This window comes from Paenibacillus sp. 22594, from assembly GCF_052044425.1.
Lineage (GTDB): Bacteria > Bacillota > Bacilli > Paenibacillales > Paenibacillaceae > Paenibacillus_AQ.
Map to the genome: position 1 here is coordinate 21,516 of NZ_JBQENA010000006.1, position 21,575 is coordinate 43,090.

The window sequence follows — 21,575 nt, forward strand, 5'->3', positions numbered from 1 at the left end:
TTGTATTGACTTTTGAAAAGCGGCTATGATACAAATAGATTCAATTAGATATCATAAAGGCGTGGAAGGACATCAGTAGAAGGCAAGCCATGTGTTTCAGAGAGCCGGTGGGTGGTGCGAACCGGCAGCAGGCCCCTTTGAATTACAGTCTGGAGCTGACCGGAGGAAAGACAATCTGAATTCTGACTTGTCCAGTAGTCCGGTACCGGGTGTGATCCCGTTATCGAAATGAAGTGAAGGATTATGGCTGCGTCCCGGTGCAGCGGATCTTTAATTAGGGTGGTACCGCGAGTCTTTTGCTCGTCCCTTGTGGGATGAGTGAAAGGCTCTTTTTGCGTTATTTGAACATGAAAGGAAGTATGCACCGTCAGACTTTTTAGGAGGCGTAATTATGAAATGGGAAGAGTTAACCTGTGCGCAGCAGCAGGAGGTCGAGCGGCAGCTGGAAGTGGTCTCACGCGGAGCTGCAGAAATTGTGCCGGAGGAGGAATTGAGAGGCAAACTGATGAAGTCTGTGGTGACGGGGGTTCCACTTAACGTTAAGCTGGGGCTGGACCCGTCGGCTCCGGACATCCATATCGGGCATACTGTTGTGCTTCATAAGCTGCGTCAGTTTCAGGAGTTTGGGCATGTAGTTCAGCTGATTATCGGGGACTTCACTGGACGGATAGGTGACCCCACAGGTAAATCCGAGACACGCAAGCAGCTTAGTGAAGAAGATGTGCAGCGCAACGCGGCGACTTACAAACGGCAAATTTTCAAGATTCTTGATCCTGAGCAGACACAGTTACTTTGCAACTCAGACTGGCTGAGTCTGATGACTTTTGAGGAAGTAGTAAATCTGTCGTCAAAAGTAACCGTAGCGAGGATGATGGAGCGTGACGATTTCACAAAACGCTTCCAGGGCGGTCAGGCCATCAGTATTCATGAATTTTTCTACCCGCTGATGCAGGGAATGGATTCGGTTGAGAACAAGACTGATATCGAGCTGGGCGGTACGGATCAGAAGTTCAATATATTGATGGGCCGTACTCTGCAGAAGGAATACGGTGAAGAGCCACAGGTTGTCATGCTGATGCCTTTGCTCGAAGGACTCGACGGAGTTAAGAAAATGAGCAAGAGTCTCGGCAACTACATTGGTATCGATGAAGAGCCAAATGAGATGTACGGGAAGACCATGTCAGTTCCGGATGAGCTGATGCTGAGATACTATGAAATGGTTACGGACCTCAGCAATGAGGAGCTGGCTGCGCTGAGGGAAGCTCTGTCTTCAGGGAAGGCACATCCGAGAGATGTCAAAATGCAGCTGGCCTATACCTTTGTACGCATATACCACGGTTCAGCAGCAGCGGAGTCTGCACAGCAGCATTTCATCACTGTTTTTCAGCAGCGGTCGCTGCCAGAAAATATCGAGATCTATAATCTCGCAGCTGCTGAGCTTGAGAATGGCAAGATCCAATTGGCCGAGCTTCTGACTCTGATTGGTTTTGCAGGCTCAAAAGGTGAAGCTAAACGAAGCATAAAGCAAGGCTCAGTTAAATTGAACGAAGTGAAACAGGAAGACATAATCGGTGAACTCATCCCGAAAGACGGAGATATTATCCAGGTGGGCAAGCGGAAGTTCGTTAAGTTGAATTTGGTCTAGCAATGCTGAATAACCAGCAAAGGAATTTCTCTCAGCTGTACTCTTATTCAATAGAAATGAAAAAAGCCCCCAGATTGCTCTGGAGGCTTTGCTCGTTTTTTCGCAGTAGGCGAAATCTTAACGGTTGTAGAATTCGACGATTTGCTTTTCATCGATATCTTGGGACAGCTCGGCACGTTCTGGCAAACGAATGTATTTGCCTTCGAAAGAGCCATCAGCATATTCCAGATAGCCTGGAAGGTGGGAACGGTTTTCCAGAGCTTCTTTGATGGAAGCCATAGCGCGGCTTCTTTCACGAAGTCCGATAACGTCGCCCACGCTTACACGGTAAGAAGCGATGTCGACTTTTTTGCCGTTAACGGTAACATGTCCGTGGGATACCAGCTGACGCGCACCAGCGCGGGAGTTAGCAAAACCAAGACGGTATACCAGGTTGTCCAAGCGGCTTTCGAGCAGGAACATGAAGTTTTCGCCCGCAATACCCTGGAGCTTTTGTGCTTTAGTGAATAGAGTTTTAAACTGCTTTTCACCCAAACCGTACATGTGGCGCAGTTTTTGCTTTTCCAAAAGCTGCATTCCGTAGTTACTTACTTTTCTGCGTTGGTTAGCGCCGTGCTGTCCTGGTGGGAAAGGGCGTTTCAGGTCTTTGCCTGTACCGCTAAGGGAAATGCCCAGACGGCGGCTGAGTTTGAATTTAGGTCCGGTGTAACGTGCCATGTTATAGTAGACTCCTTTATAATTGAAATTTCATGTTAGGGCCTATTTGCGCCGCAAATCGTATCCGTGAAAGCGTTAGATGGTTTCACACTGCCGAGGAAGTTCAGCCGCTGCCCTGGCAGTAACGAGATGCGTGAGGGTGACACAACGTTACGCCCAATTAAGACTTGTTACAGTCTTGTTCAACAATAAATATTATATGAAAACGACAGCTAAAGTCAAGAGCAACTTTAAAGAGATTTTGTCTATCTTTGTCGTTAGTTCTTAGGTCCTAAAAAAAATCCCGGTTTTGAGGAAAATATAATGCAATACCTAAAGAAAGGGAGTAAAATATAACTAATTAGATGTTATCGGAAAGCTATTTTAAAATTATCCTTCTCACTCTTGTTGAAACGGTACAGGCCTATTGGAGGGCGACAAAGTCGTTTCTGCTTGTTTTGAGATGCAAAGGGGATCCTCTTTATGTCAGAGCGGGAAGCATACGAACGCAAGGATAATCGTGTGCTGTTACAGGATACCATGCAATCAAGCGGAGATAATCAAGATCCCGCCGCATGGCTCAGGGAAATGGATATTGTATCCTATGATTTCCCTTATGCAGCCAATTTGATTGTGGAAAGTTTCAGGGAATGGCGAAGTCTGGCTGGACCGGCATTCGCGAAGTCCTGGAATTGGGGTGTGCTTAATTTTGAAGGGAAATATATTGATAATATAGATCTTATAGGCCATTGGGAGCAAAGCTGGAAGGATGACTGGGAGGCTGCGGCAGCTTTTGCCCTAGATTCGAGAGAGCTATATACGGCACATCAAGAGGTTAATGGACATAAAATGTCCATTTTAATACTGCCGGTATTCTCGCGTGGTAATAGGGAAATCTTTGCTCTGCTCGGCTGTGCCATGCCGCAAGATCAATATGAACAAGGCGGACTGCATATTGCGGAAGCCATGGCCGCACATTATCAGACCTGCTTCTACCGCAGATTTGAGCATGTATTCGTGTCTGACTTGGCTGGGGTACATCTTCATGCGGAGCGTGAGAGCAGCAGGCGCTCACTGCTCTTTCAAATTGTGCAGCGGATGCATGACAATATAGATGTGAACGCTGTGCTTACCGAAGTTATTGACAGTATTTCGGCCATGTATCCTGGAGCCAGACTGGAGCTCTTCATGTCACAGGACCACCGGAGCACACATCCGCAGGTCAAGCCGCTCCCGCTGCGCTGGGGCAATGATGATGTGTGCGCAAAGGCATTTAAGGATGGGCGAGTTGCCTTGTATGCCGGACGCGATGACAGCCATTGTGTTGAGATTGGCCTTCCGCTCGGCGGGAAGCAGGGGGTATATGGCGTATTTCATATGGTGATGGACAAACCTTCTTTTCCGGAGGTCGATTTGCGGTTTCTAACCATGGTAGCCGATACTGCAGGGACTGCTTTTGAAAATGCTAAACTGTATGAGCGTTCCAATCAACTGATTCGTGAACTGCGCATGAGCAATGAGCTCACTCAGCGTCTGAATCAAAGCTTGCGGCTCGGGGAGATCTTTCAATATGCTTTTGAAGAGCTGCTTGAAATGTTTGATGCGGACTATTGCTGTATTTTGCATATGAATGAAGAAAAGGGCGGGCTGGAGGCGATCGCCTGCAACTATAATCCAATGCTGGGTGAAATTATTGAGAAGAGTGCAGGTCTTGGAGGCAAGGTATATGCCACAGGCGAGGCGCTTATTCTATCCGAATATCAGAATTCGGCGGGAACCTATTCGCGTCTGATGGATGCTACCGGGTCGAATTCTATCATCGCTACTCCACTTAGTGTCGGTGGAGAGGTTCGCGGCGCAATTATGCTTACGCATCGTGATCCGCATTTCTTCTCTTATGACAGCTACAGGCTGCTTCAGGCGATGGCTGGCCATATCGGACTTGCGGTAGGCAATGCACGTCTGCATGCCGAGGTTCGGCGTTTGGCAAACCGTGATACTCTGACTGGATTGTATGCGAGGCATTATCTGGACGAAGTGATTAAGGACAAGCAGGTTACTGATTTTTGCGGTTCCTTAATTGTTGTTGACATCGATCAGTTCAAGATGGTCAATGATACATACGGACACCAGCAGGGTGATAAAATTCTGAAGCAGGTAAGCGAAATCGTCAAGTCATCCATCCGTCAGGGAGATATTGCCGCGAGATGGGGCGGAGAGGAGCTTGCGGTCTATTTGCCACAGCTTGGCGTTCAACAGGCTGTGTTTGTAGCGGAACGCATCCGCAAGCGGGTAATGGGTGAGACCAAACCGCGTGTGACCGTCTCCTGCGGTATTGCGGAGTGGAGCTGGACCGATGATAAGGTCAGCGTGGAATCACTCTTCTATCGGGCGGACATGGCGCTGTATGAAGCAAAGAATAACGGCAGAAACCTAGTCGTGATTGATAATAAAAAAGCCGAAATCAGTGCGAAGAATCCTTGGGTGTAAACCTGAGGATTCTTTTTTGTGTCTAGCTGCGAATTCATTGTACGTATAAGCCTCAGTGCGTGGGAGACCCTAAAGAAATATTAACACCCTTAACCTGAAAGGCTTGAATGCCATGAGAAAAACAAATGTTAAGAGAAGGGTCCTGAATACTCTTCTGCTGGGCTCCGCGATACTTTGCACGAGCTGTGGCCCCATAAAGGACAAATCTGCGGCCGAGAATCTGAATCTGGTACTGGCCGGGGTGGATGGGAGCGACGGGGTATCCTTTGAGGGGGCTTCTTCACTGCTGCTTAACGGCAAACCTGCCCCGGAAGCTGCGCTCTACTATGGAGGAAATGTAGCAGAACATAACAAGGTAAGTCTTTATACACTTTTGCCGGATCGTGGCACAACTCGTACGGCGGAAAGTGGAGAAGGAGATACGCTGAAATCAAGCTCGGCAGGGACTCCAGCCTACTATTCCAAGCTTGAGAAGAAAAATGGCGAGTGGACCCTGCTGTCGGAGAAGGGTTCTGCCCAGGGGGATAATCCGCTGCCTGCGCTGAATCCGATCCGCCAGCTCGATGAGCTGGAGAATCTTGAGAAAAAGGTGAACGAAGAAGTGGGCACAGCAAGAGGAACCAGGGTGTTGCGCATTGAACTCAGTGAAGCGGAGGCTAAAAAGCAACTAGCCGCCGAGCTCCAACATCAGATGGATGCCATCCGTCCAGAAGGGTCCATGCTAAACCTTAAGACGGCAGACAAGGGTTTGGAGTCTTTGCAGGTGGTATGGGAGCAGAAGAACAATGAACTTCAGCAGAAGCTTCAGCAGGCATCCGTAAAGACTGTGTACTATCTCAAGGTAGATAAGAAACGCAACCTGCCGAAGAGCCTGACCAGCAGCCGGAAAGTAAGCTATCCGGGAGTTGGGGGGGGGAATGGCAGTACTGTGGAGGAAATTTATCTAACACAGGTCAATTTTTACGGCTACCGCTGAGTTTCGGTGCTCCAAATGCCTTGCGCTCCAGTACAGGCGTGCTACAATGAAACGGTATGTCTACTATTTAGCATAAGGAAGGAAGAGAGAAAAGAATGAAGGATCCAAGGATTCAAAAGCTTGCAAAAAACCTTGTAAACTACTCTGTAAACGTGCAGCCGGGGGAAAACGTGCTTGTCGAAATGATCGGCAGCGAGAGAGATTTGATCAAAGCTGTGGTGGAGGAAGTGGGCAAAGCCGGAGGCCGTGCATTTGTCCAGCTTACCGACCGTACAGTCCTGCGAAGCATGCTTAAATATGCAACACGCGAAGGTCTTGAAGCTTGGGCGGAAATCGACCTGAACCGGATGAAGCAAATGGATTGCTATATCGGGATCCGTGCCGGAGAGAACGTCAATGATCTCTCGGACGTCCCTGAAGAAAATATGAAGTTGTATAATTCCCTGTATTCCCACCCGGTACATAGCGAACAGCGCGTCAAACACACGAAATGGGTTGTTCTGAGGTATCCCAATGCCAGTATGGCCCAGTTAGCCAATACTACCACTGAAACCTTTGAGGACTTCTACTTTGAAGTCTGCAATCTGGATTATGCCAAAATGGATAAGGCTCAGGACGCGCTTGCTGACCTCATGCGGAGAACGGACAAGGTCCGCATTGCCGGACCAGGTACAGAGCTTACCTTCTCCATTCTGGGAATTGGTGCAGAGAAATGCTCCGGCCAGAAAAACATTCCGGACGGCGAGGTCTACAGCGCTCCAGTGCGTGATTCCGTGAATGGAACGATCAGCTATAACGCTGCCACACTTTATAACGGAGTGACTTTCGAAAATGTCAAATTCAAATTCGAAAACGGGAAAATTGTTGAAGCCACAAGTAATGATACCGCGCGGTTGAACGAGATTCTGGATTCTGATGATGGTGCCCGCCATATTGGCGAATTTGCAATCGGCTTCAATCCATACATCCTGCACCCTATGAAAGACATTCTGTTCGATGAGAAAATCGCCGGCAGCCTGCATTTCACCCCGGGCCAAGCCTATGATGTAACGGATAACGGGAACCGGTCCTCGATTCACTGGGACCTTGTCCTCATCCAGCGTCCGGAATACGGCGGCGGCGAAATCTATTTTGACGATGTGCTGATCCGCAAGGATGGAATTTTTGTTCTTCCTGAATTGGAAGGTCTGAACCCCGAAAACCTGAAATAAAATGGGTTTACAAGCGAAATTAGCGGCTTACATTCTATTTTCAGGAAAATTCCTTGCACGAGTAAGCGGATTCAATGTATCATGGAATTGGTTACAAAAGACTTAAGTTTCATAATCAAGTTGCGGAGGGATTCCTATGTCCAGTAACAATGCGGCAATCGTGGATATTGCCCAAACGGCAAGCCAGTTCAACTCATCTATCGTTCTTCAAGCAGAGAACAAGTACATTGATGTTAAGAGTATTCTTGGTTTGTTTACAACTCTTGTATCCAGCCAAAGCTACGAGCTGCATGTTCATGGCGCAGATGCCGAAGAAGCGAAGAAGGCAATGAGCGAAGTGTTTGCCAAACACGGATTGAAATTTACAGTGGTAGCGGAATAATTTAATTATTCCCGTAGGACGTCCTGCCTGTGCGGCAGGGCGTTTTTTCTATGTATAACTAAAATATGCTGCATTTCTGCTTGATTATTAACTGCATTCTTGTATTGGATTCCGATTTCGACTAATATTAAACTAAATAGCAATTGCAGCTGTAACTTTTGGACATGGGGGGGATAATGCATGACTTCATCGGATTTACAGGAACAGATTAATCTAAGAGCAGTCACTCTTCTACAAGAAGATGCAGATAAAATTCAGAAGCTCATTGAAGTGCAAATGGAGAATCTGGCGACACGCTACTGTCCTCTCTATGAGGAAGTGCTGGACACCCAGATGTACGGTTTCTCCAGAGAGGTGGATTTTGCGGTCAGAGCAGGCCTGGTGCCGGAAATTGCGGGCAAGCTGATCCTGAGCGAGCTGGAGCGTAATCTGGCTGTACTGTACGATGCGCTGAATAAGAAGGCTGAAGAGCGCGAGATGCTGTAATCCTAAGCAGGATAATGTATGGTGTCCAACAAATAATCCTTATATTATAAAAAAGCACATGGGGACCTATGGTCCGCCATGTGCTTTTTTGTCTTAGACGAGATAAAAAGATACGCCGAGAATCATGTACACGGCAAGCAGGAGCAATCCCTCATACCAGTTGGTTGCCCCATCCTGAATGATGGATTTGGCGATGAAGACCGAGACGGCGATCGCGACAATCTCTATTGTGGTGAAGACAATGTCCATCGTGTTGCCCATGAAATAGCTGGCAAAGATCAGGACCGGGGCAACGAATAAGGCGATCTGCAGACTGCTGCCGACAGCAATTTCTACCGCTGCGCCAATCTTGTTCTTCATGGCCAGCATGATTGCAGCGCTGTGCTCCGCGGCATTACCAATGATGGCTACAAGGAAGGCGCCGACAAAGAGCTCGCTGAAGCCGAAACGTTCGGTCAGAGTTTCCAGTGTACCCACCAGCCATTCACTGACGAAAGCAACCATTACTGTTGCCAGCACCAGATAAATAATGGATCTCTTCATGGACCAGGCTGGCTTATGCTCATTCGGCAGTTCTTCATCATTGTCTTCGGTAACGTCTGCCAGATATTTTTTGTGCGTAATCATGGAGAAGACCAGCCAGGCCATGTAGGCGGCGATCAGCAGTCCGGCGACCACGAGACTGAGTACATCCGTATCTTTTTCCGTGATGGAATGGGTATTGAAGAACATGGCGGGTACAAAGAGGGCAATGACCGCCACGATCATCAGTGAGCCATTCAGTCCGGCCAGTGTGACATTGAAGTTCTGAACTTTGAATTTCATGCCGCCGGCGAAGATACTAAGGCCCAGTACCAGCAGAAGATTACCGATGATGGAGCCGGTGAGGCTGGCTTTGACCATATCGAACAGACCTTCCTTCACCAGGAAAAAGGCGATTATCAGCTCTGCCGCGTTGCCGAAGGTGGCATTTAGAAAGCCCCCCAGCCGCTGTCCGGCATAGTGGGCTACACTCTCGGTAGCCCGCCCCAGAAAGCCGGCTACAAAAACGACCGAAATGGCGGAGAGTATGAACTGCAGCGTGTGGTCCCAGTCCGCATAGTGTCCGATGGCGCTAAGCAGAAAGGTAACTGCTAACAGCGCGGGAGATATCCATTTTTTCAAGTAAGGCACACTCCAGTCTCAATATGTAGGTTGAATTCATAATCAATATACCCAAATTGTTCCTGTGTGTAAACGGGAATGCGAGAAAGTCATTTGCTTTTTAGCCTGTTTTCGAATTACAATAATTGATAATGAGTGTAGGGGGGTTATGGCATGGCGGAACAACTTCAACTGGAAATGGGAAACATACGGATATCAAATGACGTCGTCTCGAAGATTGCCGGACTGGCTGCTCTGGAGACCCCGGGAATCGCGGCCATGTCTGGCGGCTTGTCCGAAGGTTGGGCCAAGCGTCTCAGTGGTAAGAACGTACAAAAGGGTGTAACCGTTGAAGTGGGGCAGCTTGAAGCCGCAGTGGACTTACGCATTATCGTTCTGTATGAAACTCCGATTCACGAGGTGTGCCGGATGCTTCAACAGAATGTACGCGAGGCTGTGGAGAGCATGACGGGACTTCATATCGTTGAAGTCAACGTTAAGGTAGAAGGCGTGGCTTTCAAGAACGACGAAATTTCGTAAGCGGTATACCGCTGAAGAGGGCAGCTTGCTGACCTGAATACCAAAAGGCAGTCCGGGAGGTTATCCTGGGCTGCCTTTTGTGTATTGGGTGGAAAAATATAAGGATTAATTTCTCGCTGAACTAGCCCTTATGTAGTGTCAGCGGGCACGTACCTGTCTAACGGTAGTAACCGATTTGGTTACTTCCTCTTTGGCCGGCCGGTTGGTCTCTCTTGAAATACTCAGCATAATCCCCATGGAGAGCATCGTAACCAGCAAGGAGGAACCGCCATAGCTGATGAATGGTAGGGTTACCCCGGTAAGCGGGATCGTGTTGGTGACACCACCGATGTTGACAAAGGCCTGGATGGCAATCAGACCCATGACCCCGATGCCGACAAGGGTTCCGAAGGGATCAGTGCATCTGAGCGCAATCAGAATGCCCCGCCAAATGAAGTAGAGGTAGACTAACAGGAAAATAGATGTCCCCACAAATCCCAGTTCTTCACCGATAACAGCAAAGATAAAGTCTGTGTACGGATAGGGCAGGTAATGCAGCTTCTGGATACTCTGCCCAAAGCCGGAACCATGGGTTCCACCCTCCCCAAGAGCGATCAAGGACTGAACGATATTAAATCCGCTGTCTTCAGCGTTTGCCAGAGGGTTGATGAAGGCGCTGATCCGGTCCTGTTTGTAGTCTTGGTTGACTGCCACGGTCTCTGATGACGGTGACAGGGAGTCAATGGCCGTTTTTGCTCCCATAACAATCCCCACACCCAGCACAAGCAGAGCAATGGAGGCCATAATGTGCTTCATGCTGGCCCCCCCTGCGTAGATGACAAGCCCGCTGGTGGCGACAAGGATAAGACATGAACCTAAATCCGGCTGCATCATAATGAGTCCGGCAACAATCCCGACAATAACCATCACGGGAATATATCCAGTGCGCAAATCTCTAAGCCGCTCGCCTTTTTTGGTAATCAGGGCAGCCAGATAGAGAATGATGGATATTTTGGCCAGCTCCGTGGGCTGGATGCCGAGGCCGCCGATGCTGAACCAGCTTTTGGCACCGTTGATTTTCTCAGTGGACGCTACGAACAATAGCAGAACTAGTGTAATCATGAAGATCGGTGCATACCATTTCTTGAATTTAGTGTAGTGGATATTCATCGTCATAAACATAACGATGCTTCCAAGCACCACCCAGATGATCTGGCGTTTAACAAAAAATAAGGGATCATTTCCGAACTTTTCACTGGCTAAGGTAAGACTTGAACTGGAGCTGAAAACCATCACGAGTCCAAAGCCGACGAGCAGAAGAGTCAGAATAAGCAACTGGAAATCAGGCGTTCCTCTTTTGGGCAGGCTGACATTTTTTGTCGTCGTTCCCTTTACACTGCTCAAGCCTCCAGCAGCGCTTTCAGTTCATGAATATGCTTCGCCGCATCATCCAGAACAGGTTTAGGAACCGGAGATTCATACTCCAGACCATGAGGAAAGGTGGCTTTGCCCAAGTAAACGGCTTCAATGGCGAGCACAGCATCAGACTTTTCCAGCTTGCCCTCGACAGCACGTGTATTGATCCGTAAAAAATATTCTCCGCCGTTCTGCTTGTCTTCGATTTTGCAGTCGTAAGTGGCACGGTAGTATTCCCACTGCCAGCGGATAAACCCGGCTTTGGCGGCACTTTCGTCCAGATAGAGAAGGTCGCTCTTCAATCCAACGAGGCCCGTGTTCTCAAATATCATAGCGCACATATCCCCCTTATGAAGTATAATCATAATTTCATGTTCATTATTATAGATGTACTTTTTCATGATAGTATGTTTCCCGGTGTTCTGCAAGGCATGACAGACCTATCGGTACCCTCTTTTTTGTGTTTCTGCTACAATAATAGCAATATAGCCTTAAGGGCTGAATGGAAGTTGAACGGAAGGTTCGAAAGCCTGTCCAAAGCGGGAATCAGGAGAAGGGAATGGATCAGATATGGAGAGGTTAGTGCTTGAACAGCTGCTGCCGGATATGGTGGAATGGCGCCGGCATTTGCACCGTCATCCGGAGCTGTCTTACCAGGAGAAAGAGACATCGGCATTTGTTGCTGCCAAGCTTGAAGAGTTCGGGATTGAGATCATTAGAAGCAAGGCGGGTTATGGATTGACCGGGATATTAAAGGGGCGGCAGCCTGGGAAAACAGTTGTCCTGCGTGCAGACATGGATGCTCTTGCTATCACGGAAGAGAATGGCCGGGAGTATGCCTCGCAGGAACCTGGAGTCATGCATGCCTGCGGTCATGACGGACATACGTCCATGCTGCTTGCGGCTGCATCCTATTACAGCAGCCGCAAGGAAGAGCTGCAAGGAGAGCTGCGATTCCTGTTTCAGCCGGCGGAGGAGATTTGCCCCGGTGGAGCGCTGGGAATGATTGCAGAAGGGGTACTGGAGGGGGCGGATGCGGTCTATGGGCTGCATCTGTGGACACCGCTGCCCTTTGGAACGGTAGCCAGCGCACCCGGGCCGCTGATGGCATCAGCGGATGAGTTCTTCATCGACATCATCGGCAAAGGTGGACATGCCGGTACTCCACATCGCACGGTCGATAGTATTGTGGCCGGAGCTGCTCTTGTGACACAGCTGCAGAGCATTGTCAGCCGGTCCGTGGACCCGCTTCGGCCCGCTGTAGTCAGTGTGGGTACGATTCAGGGAGGGTCCGCCCAGAATATCGTTTCGGAGCGCTGCAGGCTTACCGGGACGGTGCGCGCGTTCGATGAGGAGACGCGTTATCTCATCCGTCAGAGAATGGAAGAGATCGTGGCTTCCGTGGCGGCGGCCTATGGTGCAGAAGCCAAGATGGATTATTTGATGGGTTATCCCCCGCTGGTAAATGATGAAGCGGAATTTCAACGCTTTTTCCGTGTGGCTCCCGCTGCACTTGGAGATGCGGTCAGTGTTGTTCAGATGGAGAAGATCATGCCGGCAGAGGATTTTGCATATTATGTCAAGGAAGTTCCCGGCTGCTTCATCTTTGTTGGAGCGGGCAACCCGGATAAAGATGCGGTGTACCCGCATCACCACAGCAAATTCGATTTTGACGAGGATGCCTTACTGTATGGTGCGAAACTGCTTGTAGCGATGGCTGATTCCTGCCTGAATGAGTAAATAATTACGCATAATTTAACAATTTAAGGGGACCCTACTTCCGAAGAACATGGACAACATGACAGGAGGGTTCAATCTTGAAGACAGTCAAAGAAGTGATGACGGCGCATCCTGTGTGTGTGACACTGCAGGACAATATCTATGAGGTTGCCGTGAAAATGAGAGATGCTGATACAGGTGTAATCCCCGTTGTTGATTCAACGGATCGAGAAACCTTGATTGGTATCATTACGGACCGGGACTTGGTCATCCGTGGTTATGCACAGAAGCATTCCGGTTCAACTTCCGTGGAAACGGTAATGACCAAAGGGATCACAGCTGTTTCCGAATCCACCTCTGTAGATGAAGCGGCCGATCTGATGGCTTCCAAGCAGATCCGACGTATACCGGTAGTGAACGGGAAAAAGCTGATCGGGATTGTATCGCTGGGCGATTTGGCAGTGAAGAATATTTTCGCTGATGAAGCAGCTGATGCCTTGACTGACATTTCACAGCAGCATCTGCATTAGATAAGCATTGGGGGAAGCTCATGTCCGTTGTTTACGGGGGTGGGCTTTTTCCTGCTACCTTCTTTTTTTCAAAAGATACATAGTCCCGGGAGATCATAGCCAGATTCGTATTGGAGGGTTTTGGATGAAAGAAAGCGGTATAGGAGCGTGCATCGTCCGTAAGGACCGGTCCCTGTTACTGGAATGCGGACATCCCGGTTTTGAGGCGGCGAGAACGGTCTTGGCCGATTTTTGCGAACTTGTGAAGAGTCTGCCTGCCTATCACACTTACCGGATTACCCATTTGTCAATCTGGAATGCGGCGGCAGCAGGTAGAACAGCTGAAGAAATATTACAGAGTCTGAGCCTGTTATCGCGCTCCGGGATTCCCGCAGGCCTGGAGGAAGAAGTCAAACTTCTGGTTTCTCGTTACGGAAGACTGCAGCTCCATGCCGATACAGCCGATCCTTCGCTCATGATCCTGCGCGCCGATAACCCTGGGCTGCTAGACGAATTGGCAGAACAAACAAGCTTGGGTGAGGTCGGTTTGGTAAGATCGGCTCCTATGGAATTCCATTGTCCGTCAGAACAACGCGGTTTGCTGAAGCAGGAATTGACCAGGATGGGCTTCCCGGTTCTGGATTATGCAGGATATCGGGACGGTCAAGCATTACATGTGTCATGGAAGGAGCCTGCCGGGAGTGGAACGGCTGCCGTTTGGGCTGCTTTTGGTCTCCGTGACTATCAGGACGCAGCGGTCCGCAGGTTCGAGGGAATGGGCGGGAGCGGTGTTGTTGTTCTTCCCTGCGGTGCGGGTAAGACGATTGTGGGTCTGGCGGTGCTGGAGAGTCTCCAATGCGAGACGCTGATCCTCACTTCAAGCGCTACATCAGTGGCACAGTGGCGGGAAGAGCTGCTGACGAGAACCGGTCTGGATGAAGAATCTGTAGGAGAATATAGCGGCGTGAAAAGAGAGGTCCGGCCGGTTACGGTGACGACATATCAAATGATGACACACCGGCGATCCAAGGGAGGATCTTTTGTTCATATGAATCTGTTTACGCAGCGGAATTGGGGACTGATTATTTACGACGAGGTGCACCTGCTTCCGGCTCCGGTGTTCAGAGCTACAGCAGATATCCAGGCCACCAGGCGGCTTGGACTGACCGCTACATTAATAAGGGAAGATGGTCGGGAAACGGATGTGTTTTCTCTTATCGGCCCTAAATGCTATGAATTGCCCTGGAAGGTGCTGGAGAAGCAGGGATGGATAGCGGCTGTAGATTGCATAGAAGTCGTTGTGCCCATGCCTGAAGAGTTAAGGCTCAAGTATCTGTATGCCGGAGAAAAAGAAAAGTTCCGGATCGCTGCAGGCAATCCGGCGAAGATTGCGGCTGTGGCGAGGATTGTTAGTACACATCCTGATGAACCCGTGCTGGTCATCGGGCAATACCTGGACCAGCTTAAGAACTTGGCGGAAAGCCTGGGAGCGCCGCTGATTACCGGAAAAACGCCTCAGCGCGAGCGGGACGAGTTGTATTCTGCTTTTAGAGAAGGAAGACTACGGCTTCTGGTTGTATCCAAGGTAGCGAACTTTGCCGTGAATCTTCCGGATGCTTCGGTGGGCATTGAGGTGTCCGGTGCCTACGGTTCCCGGCAGGAGGAGGCCCAGCGGCTGGGGCGTATTTTGCGGCCGAAGCCGGGTGAGAACAAGGCCTACTTTTATACACTTGTGTCGGGAGACAGCAGGGAACAGGATTTTGCTTTGCGCCGCCGTCTGTTTCTGACCGAGCAGGGCTATGAGTATGCTGTCCAGACGGAGCAGCAGGAGGAGATCATCCTATGATGGGATTATCAAGGGAAGCATTGCTGGTGCTCCACCAAATCATCAAAAACTACGCCGCGCGACAGTTTACAGAAGCACAGGCAGAGCAACTATCTCCAGTGTTGCTGTGCCGGGCAGAACTGCATCTGGCTCTTCTGGAACTTCGTGAGGCCGGCGTGCTAGAGCTCCGGCAGAAATTATGGGGGGAGCGACTGTATCAAATTCCCGGGCAGTACCTGCCTGTTGTTCTACAGAAGCTGTTCCCCGGTTCACCTGTCCGGGCAGCAGGAAGGGTGGCTGAAATTGATGCGGAGGCCGGACCGGAGCTTGCGGGAGAATTGTTTCGAACACTGGTGTTCATCGCCAGCGAAGGGCTTCCGGTTACTGCCAAAGGAGCCGTCCATAAAAAAAACATCAGCCGTCTGGCCGCCACGCTTACTCTGCCGGAGGAACAGTTGAAGGGTCTATTCCCGCCGGATCAGCTAGCATTGTATCCGTTCCCGCTTCCCGTCATGGTTATGCTCGATCTATTGCTATGCCTGGGGCTTGTCCGCCGCACTGATTCGGCGTATCTTCTGGACACAGGCATGCTGGAAAACTGGCTGCAGCTTTCCGGCAAACAGATGTCAAATCTGCTGTACAGATTGATAATGAACCGTTACGGCATTTCTGGGCCTGCAGAGCAGCATTTCCGCCACATCATTTCCTCATCCGGGTATTATTCAGGCCAGTGGTTTATGATCCGGGATATTCTAGCCTGGATGTCTGAAACGGGGCTGGCCCAAGGCCTATCCTTGGAAACGCTGGAGGCTTCTGCACGGATTTGGCTCAGAGCACTGGCCGGATTCGGCTGGTGTGAGCTGGGAAAACTGGACGACGGATCAGCTTGTTTCCGCTGGACGGCGGTCAAACCGGAGGTTCATCCGGGCGAGCCAGCTTCATTCTCCAGCCCCAGCAGCGGCATTCCAGCACAGGAGATCGGAGCTGAGAAGAAAAGGGATCAGGAGGCCTTGTTGCCGCAAGCTGAAAAACGGCCGGTTTCGGCATCTCCCGGATTCATCATTCAACCAGATTTTGAGGTGCTGGTTCCTCCAGAGTGTCCTTACAGTCAGCGCTGGATGCTGGCAGCTTGTGCAGAGCTTCTGCATAGTGATGATCTATGGAGCTACCGGCTGACCCGGAACAAGCTGGAATCTGCAGCAGAGCAGGGGCTGTCACCGCAAAATGTGATTAGCTGGCTGGCAAAGAATGCAAAGGGCGGACTGCCAGACCAAGTAGAGCAGTCTTTGGTGCAGTGGGGCAAAGGAATCGGCAGAACAGAGCTCTCAGAGGTAATCCTGCTTTCTTGCCGTTCTGAGGCAGATGGTAATGATATCGCTACCCATCCCCGTTTGGCTGCAATTCTGTCCCGCATAGGTCCATTGCATTTTATCGCCTGTGCGGAAGATATCGAGCTAGTACGGAAGGAACTGGGAGCAGCAGGAATGGCTCCAGCCAAGAGGATAGCAGGACAGGAAGAAAATCCCGGGAAGGATTGGCCGTTAGTCAGCGGGAGTAGGGAGAACCTGTCTTCTGCAGCTTTCTTTTCTGTCGATGGTACAGAACGCGGTCTGTTTGTAAGCGCCCCGGAACTGCCAAGAGTGCCTTTCAATCCGCATGCGGCAGAGGAGGCGATACTTACTGGTCTGGAGTCTGTTCCGCAAATGTGGATGAAGCAATGGCGCAAGTATCATGTTACGACTGCCCAAAAAGTAATGGAGCAGGCTTTGGAATGGGGGATTAAGGTCCGTTTGACCCATAAGGGACAAGACTGTGAATTCATCCCTGTACGGATCAGCCGCAATCCTTGGGAAGTAAAAGGTGTGCTGCTTTCCGTAGATTCGGATAGTGTGGAGGAGATGCGGCTGGGCGCGGACGATTGGCAGGAAATGCAGCTCATCATTCCCAAATTGCGGAGAAATTCCTCTTCTGCTTAGGCTAGCGGGTATGGTATGATAGGAGAGTCTACGGTATGCAGTAGAACATTAACGCAGAAACGAGTTGAAGTTCATGAGCGTAGCGGAATTGAATATGGTCGATATGGCCGAAGTGCTGACATACGCCTATGAATTAGGTGATATGATTAATCAATCCGCCGAAGTGTCGGATTACTTATACTGGAAAGGACGGGTGGGTGCCAGCCCGGAAATCCAGGCCATGGTCAAGCGGCTGCAGGGGAAGAAAGAGCTGTTTGAGGAGACACAGCGGTTTGGACATTTTCATCCTAACTATCATTCAGCCAAGGATGAGGTTACAGCGGTAGAGCAGGAGCTTGAGCAGTTCGAAGAGGTTGCCCGCTTCAAGCAGGCAGAGAAAAACCTTGATGATATGCTTCATTCCATGTCGGAAACCATTGCGTTCTCGGTATCGGAGAGTATTAAGGTTCCAAGCAATGACCCGTCTCCCAAAGGCGGAGGATGCGGCAGCGGCGGCAGCTGCTCCTGCGGATAGGCTTCTGATCAGGGCAACAGAAAGTGAGGCGAATAGCTGATGTTTGCGGAACGAACAGGATATATTGTATGGGTTAGTGACGTTAAGGCGGCACGGAATCTGGAGAAATACGGGACTTTGCATTATGTATCCAGGAAGATGCACTACGCCGTGATGTATGTGAATGCGGAACGAGCCGAGGAAGTAATGAAGAACGTCCGCAGACTCTCCTACGTGCGCAAGATTGAAAGATCCTACCGAAATGAACTGAAGACAGAGTATACCAGCAACGGACCGGACAAGACCCGGTATTATGGATTGTAGGTTCTGATCTTTGAGAATGAGCAGGTGCCAGGGCGGCATCTGCTTTTTTGCTTAATCTACATAGGAACAGATAGATTTAAAGTTACAGAGGGATAAGAAGCGGGAGGGAACCCAAGGAACATGCAGAATGGAGAATGGCTCACAAGCGCAGGTATTGACATTGGAACCAGTACGACAAAATGTGTGTTCAGCCGTTTAAAAATAGAGCGGCAATCCGGCTTGTCCAGCCTTCCGCAGTTTCATATTACCGAACGAAATGTGTTCTATGAAAGCCGGATGCATCGAACACCGCTGATTGGGGATTCGCTGATAGATCTTGGACAATTAGAGCGGATTCTGGCCAGCGAGTACAGCCGTGCAGGTCTTATGCCTGATGATATTCATACAGGAGCTGTTATCATTACCGGGGAAACAGCCTTTAAGCAGCAGGCGGATGTGGTATTGCATAGTCTTGCTGCAAGTGCAGGAGAATTCGTCGTTGCACAGGCGGGCGGGGATTTGGAAGCTGTGCTGGCAGGCAGAGGATCTGGTGCAGAAGCCCGTTCCCTGCACGTAAAGGGACAGGTGGTCAACGTGGATATCGGTGGCGGGACAGCCAATGCTGCTTTTTTCGAAGGCGGGAGCTGCATTCGAACGCTCAATTTCCATATCGGGGGCCGTTTGATCATGCTGGAAAGGGACGGGAGCATCACACGGATTTCGCCTTCAGTCCTGCAATGGCTGAAGGCTGCGGGTTTCATGATGCTACGGGAGGGAGAGGTGGCTGAGATTGGCCGGCTCCGGCAACTTGCTGAGCGATGGAGTGAAATGCTGCTGGAGGGGATTCATGAGACTGTGGACTGGAGCAAATATCCGCTCATCTACGGAAATCCTGACAGTAGTAAGGTACGCGCTGAAACAGAGATCGCTGAGATTTGGATATCCGGTGGTGTAGGTGCGCTTATGGAGCTCGAATCACCATCAGACCTCGCTGAAGCTGCCAGATTCGGAGATATCGGACCGCTGCTGGCCTCGGCCTTGCGTATCGCCGGAACCCGTTATCCCGTAAGACTGCAGGCTGCACCAGATGCACAACGGGCCACCGTAATAGGGGCTGGAGTCCACACGGCAATGCTAAGCGGCTCAACCGTGTTCGCCGACCGGATGCTGCTCCCGCTGAGGAATGTACCTCTGGTGCGTGTAACATGGCATGACCAGCCCGGTGAAGAGCTAACCGGGATAGAGCTCGGAGTAAAAGAAGCTTTTGCGGAAGGGAAACAAAAGTATGGGGGTGCAGGAACAGAGGCGTGCAAATTCGCAGTAATTGTTCCGCATCTCTCTGTCTGCACCTATCCCCTGATCCGCCGGATTGCCGCAGCTGCAGCTGCCTCGGCTCTTCATTATCAGCTGGAGATGGCCGTTATCATTTGTGAAAATGATATCGCAAAAGCGCTAGGCAATTGTATCCATCTGATCACGGGCGGGACCCTGCCATGTGTATGCCTGGATCAGGTTGCGGTTCGGCATGGGGATTATGTGGACATCGGTGAGCCAGTAGGAGAAGGATATATTCCGCTAGCTGTAAAAACCCTTGTTTTTCATTCATGAGGGAAAAAACAAAGGAAGGGATTGAAGCCGATGAAATTGACGATCTCACTACAAGGGGAGAGCTATGGCTTCCGCGATTTGAAGCAGCTGTTCGCTGCAGCCAATGAGGAGAGGTCAGGGGATATCCTGGTTGGACTTGGAGCGGAGCATGCCAAAGAAAGGATGGCGGCCAAGCTGCTGCTTGCGGATCTGACACTAGCCGATATCCGCAGCCATCCTATGCTCCCTCCAGAAGAGGATGAAATCTCAAGAGTGATTGAAGAAGGCGTGGAGGAACAGGCATATCAGCGCATTCGCCACTGGACAGTGGGGGATCTTCGGGATCAGCTGCTGTCCCAAGAGGCGGCCGGGGTTCAGGACATCAGCAAAGGATTGAACAGTGAGATGGTAGCAGCGGCTGCAAAGCTCATGTCCAACCTGGATCTGATTCAAGCCGCCGCCAAATGCGAGGTTATTACCCGCTGCAATACGGTTCTTGGGGGCAGAGGAAGACTGGGGAGCCGGGCACAGCCCAATCATCCGACAGATGATCCTAAAGGCATGAAGGCTTCAATCTATGAAGCGCTGAGCTACGCCGTTGGGGATACAGTTATTGGGATTAATCCGGTCATCGATACAACCGACAACATCCTCCGGCTGTTCCATGAGACGATGGAGGTCATCCATCGCTGGAACATTCCGACTCAAAACAGTGTGCTTGCCCATGTCACCACCCAGATGAGAGCCATTGAAAAGGGCGCGCCAGCGGATCTGATCTTCCAGAGTCTTGCGGGTACACAGAGCGGAAATGATTCATTTGGCATTAACCTGCGGCTGCTGGAGGAAGCAGATCAGCTGATTCAGGAGTCGGGAACGGCGAAGGGTGAGAACCGCTGGTATTTTGAAACCGGCCAGGGCTCCGAGCTGTCTGCAGGGGCCCATCATGGTATTGACCAGGTTACGCTGGAGTCCCGCTGCTACGGGCTGGCGAAGCGCTTCAAGCCCTTCATGCTGAATACCGTAGTTGGGTTCATAGGCCCGGAATATTTATATGACAGCAAGCAGGTGATAAGAGCAGGCCTGGAGGATCATTTCATGGGTAAAATCCAGGGGCTGCCGATGGGAGTGGATGTCTGTTACACCAACCATATGCGGGCAGACCAGAACGATATGGATAATCTGGCTGTGCTGCTGGCTGTCGCAGGGGTGAATTTCATTATCGGGGTGCCCATGGCGGATGACTGTATGTTGAATTACCAGTCAACCAGCTTTCATGATATAGCTACGCTGCGGGAACTGCTGCGCTTGCAGCCTGGCGCTGAATTTGCGGCGTGGGCAGAAAGCATGGGCATCCTGCAGGACGGGCGGCTGACCGCGCTTGCCGGTGACCCGACGAGATTTATGTAGGTGGAATGTTCTCAAAATAAGCATAGCCAACCAAACGTTCAGGAGGAAAATAACATGCCCTTTCGAGATGAAGACGGGATGAAGGAGCTGAAGCAGGCGACGCCCGCCAGAATTGGCACGGGCAGGGCGGGTACGCGGCCGACCACCCGTGAACTGTTGAAGCTGCGATTCGATCATGCGGCAGCTGTTGATTCAGTGTACGGCAGCGTTAGTACCGACCTGCTTGCAGAGCTGGGACTCTTCATGGTGGATTCCGGAGCGGTCGATCAGGAACTATATTTACGGAGACCGGATCTGGGCAGGCTCCTGCCGGATCACAGCATACAGCAGCTGCTCCAGCGTTGTGTTCCTTCCCCGCAAGTGCAGCTTGTGGTCTCGGACGGGCTCAGTGCCGGTGCCATTGAGCATAATGCGGGTGATTTGGTTCCGGCGCTGCTGGATTCGCTGCAGGTGCAGGGTCTGAAGGCGGGAACTCCTTTTTTTGTAAGGAATGGGCGGGTGGGAATTATGAATGCCATTGGGGACATTCTCCATCCTGAGACCATCGTGCTCCTGATCGGTGAACGGCCGGGGCTGATTACTTCCCATTCGATGAGTGCCTATCTCTGTTATAGACCACGTGCCGGAATGACTGATTCGGATCGGATGGTCATCTCCAATATTCATCAAGGCGGGACACCTCCAGTGGAAGCGGGTGCTCATATAGGCAGTCTGATCTCCAGCATGCTGAAACAAAAAAAGAGCGGGGTTGGTCTGGTTCAGTAAACAGAATGAACGGGTCTAATTCTAGAA

20 protein-coding genes and 1 other annotated feature are annotated in these 21,575 nt (G+C 50.6%); of the genes, 16 read left to right on the top strand and 4 right to left on the bottom strand.

Annotation, left to right across the window (positions count from 1 at the left end; genetic code table 11):
• The first annotated feature begins 53 nt into the window (after window positions 1-53).
• Window positions 54-311: a binding site (T-box leader), on the top strand.
• An 80-nt stretch (window positions 312-391) separates the two neighbouring features.
• A complete protein-coding gene (gene tyrS, locus ACTJKB_RS19330; protein ID WP_440836026.1) occupies window positions 392-1,645 on the top strand; it encodes a tyrosine--tRNA ligase in 1,254 nt (417 codons plus the stop codon).
• 117 nt (window positions 1,646-1,762) lie between these two features.
• Here the strand turns inward: tyrS and rpsD are convergent, their stop codons facing one another.
• Window positions 1,763-2,362: a 30S ribosomal protein S4 gene (gene rpsD, locus ACTJKB_RS19335; protein WP_025704015.1), complete on the bottom strand. Its 600-nt coding sequence runs from the start codon at window positions 2,360-2,362 to the stop codon at window positions 1,763-1,765.
• 462 nt (window positions 2,363-2,824) lie between these two features.
• On the opposite strand from rpsD, the gene ACTJKB_RS19340 reads away from it, so the two are divergent.
• From ACTJKB_RS19340 to ACTJKB_RS19360, 5 genes are all read left to right on the top strand, one after another.
• On the top strand, window positions 2,825-4,831 hold the full coding sequence (locus ACTJKB_RS19340) for a sensor domain-containing diguanylate cyclase (protein ID WP_440836027.1): 2,007 nt from the start codon (window positions 2,825-2,827) through the stop codon (window positions 4,829-4,831).
• A 112-nt stretch (window positions 4,832-4,943) separates the two neighbouring features.
• Window positions 4,944-5,807 carry a hypothetical protein gene (locus tag ACTJKB_RS19345; protein ID WP_440836028.1) on the top strand — a complete coding sequence of 288 codons (864 nt, stop codon included), beginning with the start codon at window positions 4,944-4,946 and terminating at the stop codon, window positions 5,805-5,807.
• Between the two features lie 95 nt (window positions 5,808-5,902).
• On the top strand, window positions 5,903-7,018 hold the full coding sequence (locus tag ACTJKB_RS19350) for an aminopeptidase (RefSeq protein WP_440836029.1): 1,116 nt from the start codon (window positions 5,903-5,905) through the stop codon (window positions 7,016-7,018).
• A gap of 136 nt (window positions 7,019-7,154) precedes the next feature.
• Window positions 7,155-7,400 (top strand): HPr family phosphocarrier protein, encoded by a 246-nt coding sequence (locus tag ACTJKB_RS19355; RefSeq protein WP_074088570.1) that lies wholly within the window; start codon window positions 7,155-7,157, stop codon window positions 7,398-7,400.
• A gap of 180 nt (window positions 7,401-7,580) precedes the next feature.
• Window positions 7,581-7,886, top strand: a complete 306-nt coding sequence (locus ACTJKB_RS19360) for a YlaN family protein (RefSeq protein WP_440836030.1) — start codon at window positions 7,581-7,583, stop codon at window positions 7,884-7,886.
• A gap of 93 nt (window positions 7,887-7,979) precedes the next feature.
• Here ACTJKB_RS19360 and cax read toward each other — a convergent pair whose 3' ends face one another.
• A complete protein-coding gene (gene cax / locus ACTJKB_RS19365) occupies window positions 7,980-9,050 on the bottom strand; it encodes a calcium/proton exchanger (protein WP_440836031.1) in 1,071 nt (356 codons plus the stop codon).
• Window positions 9,051-9,203: 153 nt separating this feature from the next.
• Between cax and ACTJKB_RS19370 the strand changes: the two genes are divergently transcribed.
• The gene (locus tag ACTJKB_RS19370; protein ID WP_019911482.1) at window positions 9,204-9,569 is read left to right on the top strand and encodes an Asp23/Gls24 family envelope stress response protein; all 366 of its coding nucleotides are present in this window, start codon (window positions 9,204-9,206) and stop codon (window positions 9,567-9,569) included.
• 138 nt (window positions 9,570-9,707) lie between these two features.
• On the opposite strand, the gene ftsW is transcribed toward ACTJKB_RS19370, so the two are convergent.
• Both ftsW and ACTJKB_RS19380 read right to left on the bottom strand, forming a co-directional pair.
• The gene (gene ftsW / locus ACTJKB_RS19375; RefSeq protein WP_440836032.1) at window positions 9,708-10,952 is read right to left on the bottom strand and encodes a putative lipid II flippase FtsW; all 1,245 of its coding nucleotides are present in this window, start codon (window positions 10,950-10,952) and stop codon (window positions 9,708-9,710) included.
• Window positions 10,949-11,296, bottom strand: coding sequence for a YugN family protein (locus tag ACTJKB_RS19380; protein ID WP_440836033.1), 348 nt, complete (start codon window positions 11,294-11,296; stop codon window positions 10,949-10,951). Before ACTJKB_RS19380 ends, ftsW begins: the two co-directional genes overlap by 4 nt.
• A 238-nt stretch (window positions 11,297-11,534) precedes the next feature.
• Between ACTJKB_RS19380 and ACTJKB_RS19385 the strand changes: the two genes are divergently transcribed.
• The 9 genes from ACTJKB_RS19385 to eutC all read left to right on the top strand — a co-directional run bounded on the left by ACTJKB_RS19385 (window position 11,535) and on the right by eutC (window position 21,548).
• A complete protein-coding gene (locus ACTJKB_RS19385) occupies window positions 11,535-12,704 on the top strand; it encodes a M20 family metallopeptidase (protein WP_440836034.1) in 1,170 nt (389 codons plus the stop codon).
• Window positions 12,705-12,781: 77 nt separating this feature from the next.
• Window positions 12,782-13,213 carry a CBS domain-containing protein gene (locus ACTJKB_RS19390; protein ID WP_440836035.1) on the top strand — a complete coding sequence of 144 codons (432 nt, stop codon included), beginning with the start codon at window positions 12,782-12,784 and terminating at the stop codon, window positions 13,211-13,213.
• 124 nt (window positions 13,214-13,337) lie between these two features.
• Window positions 13,338-15,038 carry a DNA repair helicase XPB gene (locus ACTJKB_RS19395; RefSeq protein ID WP_440836036.1) on the top strand — a complete coding sequence of 567 codons (1,701 nt, stop codon included), beginning with the start codon at window positions 13,338-13,340 and terminating at the stop codon, window positions 15,036-15,038.
• Window positions 15,035-16,993, top strand: a complete 1,959-nt coding sequence (locus ACTJKB_RS19400) for a helicase-associated domain-containing protein (protein ID WP_440836037.1) — start codon at window positions 15,035-15,037, stop codon at window positions 16,991-16,993. The genes ACTJKB_RS19395 and ACTJKB_RS19400 overlap by 4 nt, the downstream gene beginning before the upstream one ends.
• Before the next feature lie 73 nt (window positions 16,994-17,066).
• Complete coding sequence (locus tag ACTJKB_RS19405) at window positions 17,067-17,507, top strand: YlbF family regulator (protein ID WP_440836038.1); 441 nt, start codon at window positions 17,067-17,069, stop codon at window positions 17,505-17,507.
• A gap of 39 nt (window positions 17,508-17,546) precedes the next feature.
• The gene (locus ACTJKB_RS19410; RefSeq protein ID WP_074088579.1) at window positions 17,547-17,810 is read left to right on the top strand and encodes a YlbG family protein; all 264 of its coding nucleotides are present in this window, start codon (window positions 17,547-17,549) and stop codon (window positions 17,808-17,810) included.
• Between the two features lie 120 nt (window positions 17,811-17,930).
• On the top strand, window positions 17,931-19,397 hold the full coding sequence (locus ACTJKB_RS19415; RefSeq protein WP_440836039.1) for an ethanolamine ammonia-lyase reactivating factor EutA: 1,467 nt from the start codon (window positions 17,931-17,933) through the stop codon (window positions 19,395-19,397).
• Window positions 19,398-19,427: 30 nt separating this feature from the next.
• Window positions 19,428-20,783 (top strand): ethanolamine ammonia-lyase subunit EutB, encoded by a 1,356-nt coding sequence (gene eutB, locus ACTJKB_RS19420; RefSeq protein WP_440836040.1) that lies wholly within the window; start codon window positions 19,428-19,430, stop codon window positions 20,781-20,783.
• Window positions 20,784-20,837: 54 nt separating this feature from the next.
• Complete coding sequence (eutC, locus tag ACTJKB_RS19425) at window positions 20,838-21,548, top strand: ethanolamine ammonia-lyase subunit EutC (RefSeq protein ID WP_440836041.1); 711 nt, start codon at window positions 20,838-20,840, stop codon at window positions 21,546-21,548.
• Window positions 21,549-21,575 lie beyond the last annotated feature (27 nt).